Consider the following 11,861-nt stretch of genomic DNA (forward strand, 5'->3'; position numbering starts at 1 on the left):
AACCTCCAACCCCAACCGAAGTGCCGGGGTCGGACCCTCAGGGTCCGACCCCAGGTGTTGATTTTGGGTTCCAATTTTATTTGACACCCATGCCCACATCCTCCCCCGCCAAGCTTGAAACGACTCTCACCCGCGCCTGGCTGACGCGCGGTCCGCTGGCGTGCGCGCTTTGGCCTGTCTCTCTGCTGTTCGGCGCCCTGAGCGCGCTACGGCGCGGCCTGTACCGCGTCGGCGTGTTGAAATCGACGCGCCTGCCCGTGCCCGTCGTCGTCGTCGGCAATATCTTTATTGGCGGCACAGGCAAGACGCCGCTGACGATCTGGCTGGTGCAAGCCTTGCGCGACGCCGGCATGCGCCCTGGCGTCATTTCGCGTGGCCATGGCAGCGCCGAGCGCTTGCCGCGCGCCGTCACTGCCGCCTCTACGGCGCAGCAGGTGGGCGACGAGCCGCTGTTGATGTTCCAGCGCGGCGCTTGTCCCGTGATGGTGGGGCGCGACCGCGCGCAAGCGGGGCGGGCGCTACTGGCGGCGCACCCGGACGTCGACGTACTGGTCACGGACGACGGTTTGCAGCATTACGCTTTGCAGCGCGACGTGGAAATCGTGCTGTTCGATGGCCGCGGCGTTGGCAATGGCTGGCTGCTGCCGGCCGGCCCTTTGCGTGAATCGCCGCGCCGTCGGCGCGATGTGACCGTGCTCAATGCGCCCGAGTTGGCGCCGGCACTGCTGGGCAACGTCGCGCCCGCAGCTTCATTGGTGGTGCAGATGCTGCTCGATGGCAGCGTGGCCGAGCGCCTGCTCGAGCGCAGCGTGCAACTGCCGTTGGCGACCCTGGCGGCCAGCGGTCAGCGCATCGTGGCGGCGGCCGGCATTGGCAATCCCCGGCGTTTCTTTGCCATGCTGCGCGCTGCCGGATTGGACTTTGTGGAGCTGTCCTTGCCCGACCATCACGACTTCCTCGACCAGCCATTTGCGGCACTCGACACGGATGTGATCTTGATCACCGAGAAGGATGCAGTAAAATGTGCGCAAATTGAATATCTCAAAGATGACCCGAGACTGTGGGTCGTCCCCGTCAGTGCGCGCATCGATAGCGCGCTGGCCCAACAAATTGTGGAGAAATGTCGTGGACGCTCGATTGCTTGATATCCTGGTCTGCCCTGTTTGCAAGGGTCCGCTTGAACACGATAAAAAGGCGCAGGAATTGATTTGCCGCGCCGACCGCCTGGCCTATCCTATCCGCGATGGCATCCCCATCATGTGGGCGGACGAAGCGCGCACCTTGCAAGACGCAGTGGAATAACGATGGCGTTCATCGTCATCATCCCGGCCCGCCTGGCCTCGACGCGACTGCCGGGCAAGCCGCTGGCCGACCTGGGCGGCAAGCCCATGGTGGTGCGCGTGGCCGAGCAAGCGCTGCTCTCGGGTGCCACACGCGTCATCGTTGCCACCGACCATGACAGCATCCGCGCCGCCTGCGCCGCGCACGGCGTGGAAGTGTGCATGACGCGTGCCGACCATCCGTCGGGCACGGACCGCATCGCCGAAGTGGCGCGCACGCTCGATTTGCCGCCGGACGCCGTCGTCGTCAACCTGCAGGGCGACGAACCCTTGATCGATCCCGCCCTGCTGGCCGCCTGCGCGGCGCAGATCAGCGCCAGCGTCCCCATGGCCACGTGCGCCCACCCGCTGCATGATGTGCTTGAGGCCTTCAACCCGAATGTCGTCAAAGTGGTGCTGGACAAGGCGAATCGCGCCTTGTATTTTTCGCGCGCCTGCATCCCCTGGCACCGCGACGGCTTTGCACAGTCGCGTGAAACCTTGCCGCAAGGCTACGTGCCGCTGCGCCATATCGGCCTGTATGCGTACAGCAATGCGTTTTTGCAAACGTACCCCAGCCTGTCCGTGTCGCCGCTGGAAGCGATCGAGGCGCTGGAGCAGTTGCGCGTGCTGTGGCACGGTGTTGCCATCGCTGTGCACGTCACCGACTCGGCGCCTGCAGCCGGCGTTGATACGCCGGAAGATCTTGTCAGGGTGCAAGCCCACTACGGCGTTCTGTAACGCGCTGGCGGCAAAGCGGCAAAGCGGCAGGTGTGCAACGGTGGTTTGTATGCCTGCAGCAAAAACCACATTTTGAAACCCCTGTCTCGCTTATTACTGGCTTTGATCAATCAGGGCATGACAATTCGACAGCAAACTGGCGCTGCGGGGATTTTTTGTGGTAAGTTTCGTAGAGAAAGATAGTCATAGCAACATCATCTAAAAATAATTACACATACCACCATCCAAAATCTGTTTTTTAGGAACTTTTCAATGCGTCTGATACTTTTAGGAGCACCCGGTGCCGGCAAGGGCACCCAAGCTAACTTCATCAAAGAAAAATACAACATTCCACAAATCTCCACGGGCGACATGCTGCGCGCGGCGATCAAGGAAGGCACAGAACTGGGCCTGGCAGCGAAAAAAGTCATGGATGCCGGCGGCCTCGTGTCCGACGACATCATGATCGGCCTGGTCAAGAACCGCTTGCAAGAAGCCGATTGCGCCCATGGCTACCTGTTCGATGGCTTCCCACGCACCATCGCGCAAGCGGACGCCATGAAAGATGCCGGCATCAATGTCGACTATGTGCTGGAAATCGACGTGCCTGATGCCTCGATCATCGAGCGCATGGATGGCCGCCGCAGCCACCCCGGTTCGGGCCGCGTCTACCACGTCAAATTCAACCCGCCCAAGGTAGACGGTATCGATGACATCACGGGCGAAGCGCTGATCCAGCGTGACGACGACAAGGCCGAAACGGTCAAGAAGCGCCTGGACGTCTACCATAACCAGACCAAGGTCTTGCTCGGTTACTACAACGAATGGGCCAAGTCCGGCCTGTCAGGTGCGCCGAAATACCGCCGCATCGCCGGCGTCGGTCCGGTTGAGCAAATCCGCGACAGCGCCTTCGCTGCCCTGGCTGAATAAGCAGTGATGTAAAAGCGGACCTCAGCGTCCGCTTTTTTTCTGCCCGCATCGCTGAAGGCATAACGTTTTCGTAGTTCAGGTTTTTTGCAGGTCGTGTTTTCCTGGCTGCGCGTGCCTACCCGGTGCGTTCTGCAGCTGTTGGCAATGACGTCGGATAAAAACAGAAGGGGACGATATGGCAGCCAGTTTGTGGTTTGCGGTAGCCTGCGGCTTGCTCGCAGTCATTTACGGTGTGATGTCGCGTAGCTGGATCTTGCGCCAGGATCCCGGTAACGCGCGCATGCAGGAAATCGCGCTAGCCATCGAGCAGGGTGCGGCCGCCTATCTGGCGCGCCAGTACCGTACCATCGCGTTTGTGGGCGTGGTGTTGCTGATCGCCATCTATGCGCTGCTTGGCCTGCATACGGCGCTGGGCTTTTTGATCGGCGCCGTGCTCTCGGGCGCCTGCGGCTTCATCGGCATGAATGTCTCGGTGCGGGCCAATGTGCGCACGGCGCAAGCGGCCACGCTGGGTATCAACCAAGCTTTGAGCGTGGCCTTCAAGGGCGGAGCGATCACCGGCATGCTGGTGGTCGGCTTGGGCCTCTTGGGCGTGACCCTGTTCTACTGGCTGCTGGTGATGACGGGTGCGCCCGGCCTGAGCCAGCATGACTTGATCAAGCCCCTGATCGGACTGGCCTTCGGCGCTTCGCTTATTTCCATCTTCGCTCGCCTCGGTGGCGGCATTTTTACCAAGGGCGCCGACGTGGGCGCTGACCTGGTAGGCAAGGTCGAGGCGGGCATCCCCGAGGACGATCCGCGCAATCCGGCCGTCATCGCCGACAACGTGGGCGACAACGTGGGCGACTGCGCCGGCATGGCGGCCGACCTGTTCGAAACCTATGTCGTGACCCTGATCGCCACCATGCTGCTGGGCGCATTGCTGATGGCGCAGGCCAGCAGCACGGCCATCATTTATCCGCTGCTGCTGGGCGCCGTCTCCATCCTCGGGTCCATCGTCGGCTGCGCGATGGTGAAGACCAAGCCGGGCGCGAAGATCATGTCGGCCCTGTACACGGGCCTGTGGTGGGCTGCTGGCTTGTCGCTGCTCGGCTTTGCCGTGGTGACGTGGCTGCTGTGGCCCGACGACGCCATGCGCTACAAGATGATGGGCGCTACCGTCGTCGGCATCGTGCTCACCGGCCTGATGGTCTACATCACCGAGTACTACACGGGCACGGATTTCAAACCCGTGCGCCATATCGCCGAAGCGTCGACGACGGGTCACGGTACGAATATCATCGCCGGCCTGGGCGTATCGATGAAGTCCACCGCTTACCCGGTGCTGGCCGTCTGCGTCGCCATCCTCGTCTCGTATCAATTGGCCGGCCTGTACGGCATCGCCATTGCAGCGACGGCCATGCTGTCGATGGCGGGCATCATCGTCGCGCTCGACGCGTATGGCCCGATCACCGATAACGCGGGCGGCATCGCCGAAATGTCGGGCCTGCCCGACTCCGTGCGCGCCATCACCGATCCGCTCGATGCCGTGGGCAACACCACCAAAGCCGTCACCAAAGGTTATGCCATCGGTTCGGCCGGGCTGGCCGCGCTGGTGCTGTTCGCCGACTACACGCATGCGCTCGAATCGGTGGGCCAGCACATCACCTTTGATTTGTCTAACCCCATGGTCATCGTTGGCCTCTTCATCGGTGGCCTGATACCGTATCTGTTCGGCGCCATGGCGATGGAAGCGGTGGGCCGCGCTGCGGGTGCCGTGGTGGTCGAAGTGCGGCGCCAGTTCCGCGATATCAAGGGCATCATGGAAGGCACGGCGCGGCCCGAATACGACAAGGCCGTCGACATGCTGACGGCGTCGGCTATCCGGGAAATGATCGTACCCTCGCTGTTGCCGGTGGTGGTGCCCGTCGTTGTCGGCATGCTGCTGGGGCCAGCGGCGCTGGGCGGGCTCTTGATGGGCACCATCGTGACGGGCCTGTTCGTGGCCATTTCCATGACCACGGGCGGCGGCGCCTGGGACAACGCCAAGAAATATATCGAGGATGGACACTTCGGCGGCAAGGGCTCGGAGGCGCACAAGGCGGCCGTCACGGGCGACACGGTGGGCGACCCGTACAAGGACACGGCGGGACCGGCCGTGAACCCCTTGATCAAGATTATCAATATCGTGGCCCTGTTGCTGGTGCCGCTGCTGCCGGCCAAGGGCTGGCTGGAGGTCAGGGCACCGGTGTCCAGTCATGCGATCGCAGCGCCGGTCCTGGCGCCGGTGACACCGGTGCAAGTATTGCCGGCGCAGTAAGGCTACTCCTGCCCGCCCCGCATCACATGCTGCGGGGCGGTGCCGCGTCAGAAGCGCGACGTCAGGCCTGCAAACATGCGCCGCCCTGGCACGTAATAGGTGACCAAGCCATCGTTTGCCGGGCCCTTCTTGAACAGGTTTTCCACGCCGCCGCGCAGCGTCCACTGCGGCGTGACCTTGTACGACACGACCGCGTCAACGATGGTGTAGGCCTTGTTGGGCGTGCGGCGCGTCGCGGAACGTGACTCGGCGTCCAGTTCCTTGCCCGTGTACTGGGCCGATACTTCACCGAACAACTGGTCGTTCACTTGCCAGCCCAGTGCCGAATACAGCGACACTTTCGGCGTTGACAGCAAGTTCACTCCGGTAGTGAGGTTTTTCGCTTCCGCCATGTAGGTCAGGTTGTTACGCCAATTCACATGTTTCGTCAGGGGGATGGTGAGTGTGCCTTCGAGCCCGCTGGTGCGCGCTTTCTGGATATTCGTCATCTTGGTCCACCATTGTCCCTGGAAGAAGCCCAGCGGCGCATAGTCGATCTTGTTCTTGAAATCCGTGCTGAAATACGTCAGCCCGGCATCCCAACCGTTGTGTTCGTACGCCACGCCGATTTCGGTCGCGGTGCTCGTTTCCGGCGTCAACTCCGCGTTGCCAGCCATGTAGCAGCCGCCCTTGATGTAACCGAGTGGACGCAGGCCGTTGCAGCCGCCGCCGCCCGACTGTGTGGCGGCGCCCGGCGAGTTTTCCTTCAGGCTGGGGGCACGGAAGCCTTGCGACACGCCACCCTTGACGGTCCAGGCTGGCAAAGGGTGGTACACCAGATACAGGCGCGGGCTGTAGTGGTTGCCGAACTTGCCGTGGTGATCGAGGCGCAGGCCGGCCGTGGCCGTCAAGTCCTCGCGCAGGAACAGCTGATCTTCCGCGAACAGTGCCGAGGTGGTGCCGGACAAGGTTGCGCCGCTCACGGGATTGCCCAGGTAATCGGTGGGCAAGGTGCCGATGGTGTCCGTATTCGTCAATTGTTGGTGTTTCCATTGGCCGCCCATCACCAGCAGTTGCTCGACGCCCCAGCCCAGGCGTTTTTCCAGGGCCGCGTCCAGCGTGCTGTCCTTGGACTTGGCCAGCGTCCCGATGAACTGGTTGTCATAGTCGTTATGGTACAGATTGACCTTGGCCTTGCCGAAATCATAGCGGCCTTCATAGTCGAGGCCCACGCTCTTACGGATCAGCTTGCTTGCGCCCCAAGCACCGAACAGTGGCCTGCCGTTCTGGTTCAGCGTGGGCGAATCGCTCGCTTCCTGGCGGCCATAGCTGGCGTCCAGCGACAGGCTGTGCTTGTTATTTATGGCCCAGTTCAGCTGGCCGCTCATGGTCTGGTTGCGTTCGCCACCTATGCCGCCTGCCTTGCCGTTGCTGCGTTCATCGGGTTTTTGTTCCGATTGCGCGATGCCGATGCGCATGCCGACGGACTCCGACAGGGGGCCGGCCAGATTCAATCCCAACTGGTGCGCCGTGCCGCGGCCGCTGTCCTGCGGCTGCGTGTAGTTGGCCGTAGCCGTACCGTTCCACTTGCCCGGTACCTTGCGCGTGATGATGTTGATCACGCCGCCCATGGCGTCCGAACCGTACAGCGAGGACATGGGGCCGCGCACCACTTCGATGCGCTCGATCATGTCGGGCGAGATCCAGTTCAAGTCCTGGCGGCCCAGGTCGGGGCGGTAAGCCGTGTCGGCCGAGCTGCCGACGCGCTTGCCATCGACCAGGATCAAGGTGTATTTGTCGGGCAAGCCGCGCAGTTTGATCTTCGATTCTTCGCCGACCGGGCTGGTGCCGCCCGTCACGCCGGGAATGCGGCGCAGCAAGGTGTTGAGGTCATACACGGGCTGGCGTTCGATTTCTTCGCGCGTGATGACGCTGATGCTGGCCGGCGCATCCTGGATATCGATGGCCGTACCCGATGCGGTAACGACGACCGTGTTCATGCTGGGATCGGCGGCTACATGGGCTTCGGCCCAGGCGCTGCTGACGGCCAGCGACAGCAGGCAGGGCAGTAGCCGGGTGGCACAATACACGGCGCGGGCGGGATTGGAAACGGGGCTTACGAAGGTGGGACTACGCTTGGTCATGGTGAGTTTTCCGGAACTTGTTATTGCCTGGCTACCGTCCGGGTGGCTCGGGTATGAATGAAAAGAAAATATACTGTGCTCGAATTCTGTCAATGAGAATAAGAATCGTTAGCATTCTAATGCCATCCTGGCAAGAAGGAAAGTCTTGAACGGAAATAAAACACTGTTGCAAGCTGCGCATGGCAGGGGCAATTGTCAGCTTGTTAGCTTCGCTGGCATGTGGCATGGCGTGTGCCAATAAAGAAAGTCGTGCGATGGCAACAACGATCAGGGCAGGCGCATGTGCGCTGTTGCTGCAAGTTTTCGCTAAGAGAGCGTAAAAGTGGCTACAATTGTCGCCGACATTACGTTTACGTTTACGTAAGCGTAATGCATGACGCCATGCACCATGCAACCATCGGATGCTGGGAAAGCGGCCCTTATCACTCAGGAGATTTCATGCAGATTCAGGACAATGTATTCATCATCACCGGCGGCGCATCGGGTTTGGGCGCGGCCACGGCGCGCATGCTGGCGGCCGCTGGCGGCAAGGTCGTGCTGGCCGACGTGCAGACGGAGGCGGGCCAGGCATTGGCCGCTGAACTGAACGGCGTGTTCGTGCAGTGCGATGTCACGTCGGAAGAAGATGGCATGGCCGTGGTGGCAGCGGCAGGCAAGCTGGGGATATTGCGCGGCTTGGTCAATTGCGCCGGCGTAGCGCCTGCCGTGAAAACCGTGGGCAAGGATGGCCCGCATCCGCTGGCCCTGTTCCAGAAAGTCGTCAACATCAATCTGGTGGGCACCTTCAATATGTGCCGCCTGGCGGCCGACGCCATGGCCAGGCAGGATGCGACCGCTGAAGGCGAGCGCGGCATCATCATCAACACCGCTTCCGTGGCCGCTTACGATGGCCAGATCGGCCAGGCCGCGTACGCGTCGTCGAAGGCGGCAGTGGTAGGCCTGACCCTGCCGATGGCACGCGACCTGTCGCGCAGCGGTATCCGCGTCATGACGGTGGCGCCTGGCATTTTTGAGACGCCGATGCTGCTGGGCATGCCGGCCGAAGTGCAGGATGCGCTGGGCAAGATGGTGCCGTTCCCTTCGCGCCTGGGCAAGCCCGGCGAATACGCGCAACTGGTGAAAGCCATCGTGGAAAACATCATGCTCAATGGCGAGACCATCCGCCTTGACGGCGCGATTCGCATGCAGCCGAAATAACAGCATCCGGGCACTGCCCAGGGCGTCGCTGCATGCTCCGGGCTTGTCATGCTGCGTGCCATCCGCCCTGTTTTCGGCCACGCGCCTGCCCCTGTAGATTGCCATGCACTCTGACGCGGACAGTGCCCTGGCGGGTATTTGATGTAGGATGCCGCCGTATGGGGCGTACAGCCTTGCCGGGCTGTACGCCCTTTTTTTATCGGAGAATCCATGATCATATTGAAGCCGCTGGCGCTGAGCCTGACCTTGCTGGGAGCGCTCGTTGCCAGTCCCGTATTTGCCGAAGTGCCGCAAAGGGCGCCGGAAATTGCCACCGCATATACGGAAAAATCGGGTTGGGCGGCGCAGAAAAACATGGTCGCCGCCGCCAATCCTCTGGCCGCCGATGCCGGCTACCAGATGCTCAAAATAGGCGGTAGCGCCATCGATGCGGCCATCGCCACGCAGTTGGTGCTTACTTTGGTCGAACCACAATCGTCGGGCATCGGCGGCGGCGCCTTTTTGCTGTATTCCACTGCCAAGGGCGTGCAAGCGTTTGACGGGCGCGAAACGGCGCCTGCCGCTGCCGACGAACACCTGTTCCAGAATGCCGACGGCACAGCTGTTTCGCGCGCGACGGGCGTGGTGGGCGGGCGTTCCGTGGGTGCGCCAGGCGTGCTGCGCATGCTCGAACTGGCGCACAAGGAGCATGGCAAGCTGCCGTGGGCGACCCTGTTCGGCCCCGCCATCAGCCTGGCGCATGATGGTTTTCCCGTCAGTCAGCGCCTCCACGGCCTGTTGAACTGGGATCAGGCGCTGAAGCGCGACCCTGTCGCCGCCGCCTATTTTTATGACCAGCAAGGCAAGGCATGGCCCGTTGGCCATGTGCTGAAAAACCCGCAGCTGGCACGCACCCTGCGCGAGATCGCCCTCGGTGGCGCCGACGCCTTTTACCAAGGCCGCATCGCGCGCGACATCGCCGCCAAGGTGGCGTCGCACCCGAGCAATCCGGGCAAGCTGACGGCGCGCGATATCGCCGCTTATCAGGCCAAGGTGCGCGAACCCGTGTGCAGCGACTACAAGGCCTGGACCGTGTGCGGCATGCCGCCGCCATCGTCGGGCGGCATCGCCATCGCGCAGATGCTGGGCATGCTGGAAGTGAAAGATATCCGGCCGTATGCGCCCGTCGATGGCGTGCTCGATGCGCAAGCGATCCATTTGTTTACGGAAGTGGGACGCCTGGCCTACGCCGACCGCAACCGCTACGTGGCCGATACCGACTTCGTGCCGCTGCCGGGCAAGGGCATCGCCTCTCTGCTCGATAAAAACTACTTGGCGCAGCGCGCCTCGTTGATAGGCGAGAAATCCATGCGCCGCGCCTTGCCCGGCACGCCGCCCGGCATGCAGGTGGCGTGGGGCATGGATAACGCCCTGCAGCGTCCGTCGACCTCGCACCTGGTGGCGGTGGACGCCTTCGGCGGCGGCCTGTCGATGACCAGCAGCGTGGAAGACGCGTTCGGCTCGCGCCAGATGGTCGACGGGTTTTTGCTCAATAACCAGTTGACGGATTTCTCGTTCGATTCGCGCGATGCCGATGGCCCGATTGCCAATCGCGTCGAAGCGGGCAAGCGTCCGCGTAGCGCCATGTCGCCCACTCTCGTGTTTGAGAAGGGCACGCACAAGCTGGTGCTGGCGACGGGATCGCCCGGCGGCTCGTCCATCATCAATTATGTGGCCAAGGTACTGGTCGGCACCATGGATTGGGGCTTGAACGTGCAGCAGGCGATCAGCTTGCCGAACTTCGGCAGCCGCAATGGCCCGACGGAGCTGGAAAAAGGGCGTGCGCCGGCAGCCCAGGTCGCGGCGCTGCAAGCCATGGGCCACGAGGTGCGCGTCATCGAACAAAATTCCGGCTTGCAGGGCATCATGCGCCTCAATGCGCATGGCAAGGATTTTTGGTTTGGTGGCGCGGACCCGCGGCGCGAGGGCATGGTCCGAGGAGATTAATTTGTCCTAAACTTTTCCACAAAGCATCCAGACCCTGCTAATCTGCCAGCATGGGAATGCAAAATAAAACAGGCTTGATACTCACTGGAGGGGGCGCTCGTGCCGCCTACCAGGTGGGCGTGCTGCAGGCGATTTCGGCGATTCTGTGGGAAGCGGGCTGGGCGCCGGCGCGCAACCCGTTCGACATCATTTGCGGCACCTCGGCTGGCGCCATCAACGCCACGGCGCTGGCCTGTCGGGCAGACAATTTCGGCGAAGGCGTGCAAAAGCTGCTCGACGTGTGGCAGCACATCCAGGTCGAGCAAGTCTACCGCGCCGATTCGCTGGGCGTGATCCGTTCGGGCGCGCGCTGGTTGTCGCTGCTGTCGTTCGGCTGGCTGCTGCGCCAGTGGCATGCGTCGCCGCCCAACTCCCTGCTCGACAATACCCCCTTGGTCAGCCTCTTGCACCGCATGCTCGACTTGCCGCGCCTGGACGCGGCGCTGGCCGATGGTTTGCTCCATGCGCTGGCCGTGACGGCGTCGTCGTATACGGGCAGCCGCCACATGACGTTTTACCAGACGGCCGCCGAGATCGCGCCCTGGGTGCGCACGCAGCGCGTGGCCCTGCAAGACCAGATCGGCGTGGAACACTTGCTCGCCTCGGCTGCCATCCCCTTCATTTTTCCCGCCGTGCCCCTGTACGTGGGCGGCCAGCGCGAGTACTGCGGCGATGGATCGATGCGCCAACTGGCGCCAATTTCCCCGGCCATCCACCTGGGTGCGAACAAAGTGCTGGTGGTGGGGGCGGGGCGCATGACGGAACCGGCGCCCGGTCCGGGCGATGCGGCGCCCTACCCGAGCCTGGCGCAGATCGCCGGCCATGCACTATCGTCGATCTTCCTCGATGGCCTGGCCGTCGACATCGAGCGCTTGAACCGCATCAACCTCACGCTGTCGATGCTGCCGCCTGAATTTCTGGGCAAGACGGCATTGAAACCGGTGCAATTGCTGGTCATCGCGCCTTCCGAACGGCTCGATGCCATCGCCAGCCGGCACATCGGCAGTTTGCCCCGCCCGATACGCACCATGTTGTCGGGCATCGGTGCGGCCGAAGCGCGCGGCGCGGCATTGGCATCGTATTTATTGTTTGAATCGACGTATACTAACGAGTTGATCCGTCTTGGACAGCGCGATACGCAGGCCCGCAAGGACGATGTACTGACGTTTTTTGGTTCTTGAGACGGCCTGCGTAACAGTAGCCGGAATTTTCGCGTTTTTTTGACAGGACGATTGTGGTGGTATTTGG

The 11,861-nt window shown here is 62.4% G+C and carries 9 protein-coding genes; 8 read left to right on the top strand and 1 reads right to left on the bottom strand.

Going from position 1 to position 11,861, the window contains the following annotated elements; all coding sequences use genetic code 11:
* Positions 1–89: 89 nt before the first annotated feature.
* The 5 genes from lpxK to ACQ4V8_RS08405 all read left to right on the top strand — a co-directional run bounded on the left by lpxK (position 90) and on the right by ACQ4V8_RS08405 (position 5,268).
* Complete coding sequence (lpxK, locus tag ACQ4V8_RS08385; protein WP_010395787.1) at positions 90–1,145, top strand: tetraacyldisaccharide 4'-kinase; 1,056 nt, start codon at positions 90–92, stop codon at positions 1,143–1,145.
* Positions 1,126–1,302, top strand: coding sequence for a Trm112 family protein (locus ACQ4V8_RS08390; protein ID WP_010395789.1), 177 nt, complete (start codon positions 1,126–1,128; stop codon positions 1,300–1,302). Before lpxK ends, ACQ4V8_RS08390 begins: the two co-directional genes overlap by 20 nt.
* Positions 1,303–1,304: 2 nt before the next feature.
* A complete protein-coding gene (gene kdsB, locus ACQ4V8_RS08395) occupies positions 1,305–2,060 on the top strand; it encodes a 3-deoxy-manno-octulosonate cytidylyltransferase (RefSeq protein ID WP_436571223.1) in 756 nt (251 codons plus the stop codon).
* A gap of 252 nt (positions 2,061–2,312) precedes the next feature.
* Positions 2,313–2,969 carry an adenylate kinase gene (adk, locus tag ACQ4V8_RS08400; protein ID WP_010395793.1) on the top strand — a complete coding sequence of 219 codons (657 nt, stop codon included), beginning with the start codon at positions 2,313–2,315 and terminating at the stop codon, positions 2,967–2,969.
* A 175-nt stretch (positions 2,970–3,144) separates the two neighbouring features.
* The gene (locus ACQ4V8_RS08405) at positions 3,145–5,268 is read left to right on the top strand and encodes a sodium-translocating pyrophosphatase (protein ID WP_070345597.1); all 2,124 of its coding nucleotides are present in this window, start codon (positions 3,145–3,147) and stop codon (positions 5,266–5,268) included.
* A gap of 47 nt (positions 5,269–5,315) precedes the next feature.
* Here the strand turns inward: ACQ4V8_RS08405 and ACQ4V8_RS08410 are convergent, their stop codons facing one another.
* Positions 5,316–7,391, bottom strand: a complete 2,076-nt coding sequence (locus ACQ4V8_RS08410; protein WP_436571224.1) for a TonB-dependent receptor domain-containing protein — start codon at positions 7,389–7,391, stop codon at positions 5,316–5,318.
* 438 nt (positions 7,392–7,829) lie between these two features.
* On the opposite strand from ACQ4V8_RS08410, the gene ACQ4V8_RS08415 reads away from it, so the two are divergent.
* The 3 genes from ACQ4V8_RS08415 to ACQ4V8_RS08425 all read left to right on the top strand — a co-directional run bounded on the left by ACQ4V8_RS08415 (position 7,830) and on the right by ACQ4V8_RS08425 (position 11,794).
* Positions 7,830–8,588, top strand: a complete 759-nt coding sequence (locus tag ACQ4V8_RS08415) for a 3-hydroxyacyl-CoA dehydrogenase (RefSeq protein WP_436571225.1) — start codon at positions 7,830–7,832, stop codon at positions 8,586–8,588.
* Between the two features lie 210 nt (positions 8,589–8,798).
* A complete protein-coding gene (gene ggt / locus ACQ4V8_RS08420) occupies positions 8,799–10,574 on the top strand; it encodes a gamma-glutamyltransferase (protein WP_010395804.1) in 1,776 nt (591 codons plus the stop codon).
* 50 nt (positions 10,575–10,624) lie between these two features.
* The gene (locus ACQ4V8_RS08425; protein ID WP_029496231.1) at positions 10,625–11,794 is read left to right on the top strand and encodes a patatin-like phospholipase family protein; all 1,170 of its coding nucleotides are present in this window, start codon (positions 10,625–10,627) and stop codon (positions 11,792–11,794) included.
* The last annotated feature ends 67 nt before the right edge of the window (positions 11,795–11,861 follow it).

This window comes from Janthinobacterium paucivorans, assembly GCF_051380805.1.
Lineage (GTDB): Bacteria > Pseudomonadota > Gammaproteobacteria > Burkholderiales > Burkholderiaceae_D > Janthinobacterium > Janthinobacterium lividum_D.

Bases quoted from the DNA above. Each gene is read 5' to 3' on its own strand.
- lpxK (WP_010395787.1), top strand. From the start codon at position 90: ATGCCCACATCCTCCCCCGCCAAGCTTGAAACGACTCTCACCCGCGCC.
- kdsB (WP_436571223.1), top strand. From the start codon at position 1,305: ATGGCGTTCATCGTCATCATCCCGGCCCGCCTGGCCTCGACGCGACTG.
- adk (WP_010395793.1), top strand. From the start codon at position 2,313: ATGCGTCTGATACTTTTAGGAGCACCCGGTGCCGGCAAGGGCACCCAA.
- ACQ4V8_RS08405 (WP_070345597.1), top strand. From the start codon at position 3,145: ATGGCAGCCAGTTTGTGGTTTGCGGTAGCCTGCGGCTTGCTCGCAGTC.
- ACQ4V8_RS08410 (WP_436571224.1), bottom strand. From the start codon at position 7,391: ATGACCAAGCGTAGTCCCACCTTCGTAAGCCCCGTTTCCAATCCCGCC.
- ACQ4V8_RS08415 (WP_436571225.1), top strand. From the start codon at position 7,830: ATGCAGATTCAGGACAATGTATTCATCATCACCGGCGGCGCATCGGGT.
- ggt (WP_010395804.1), top strand. From the start codon at position 8,799: ATGATCATATTGAAGCCGCTGGCGCTGAGCCTGACCTTGCTGGGAGCG.
- ACQ4V8_RS08425 (WP_029496231.1), top strand. From the start codon at position 10,625: ATGGGAATGCAAAATAAAACAGGCTTGATACTCACTGGAGGGGGCGCT.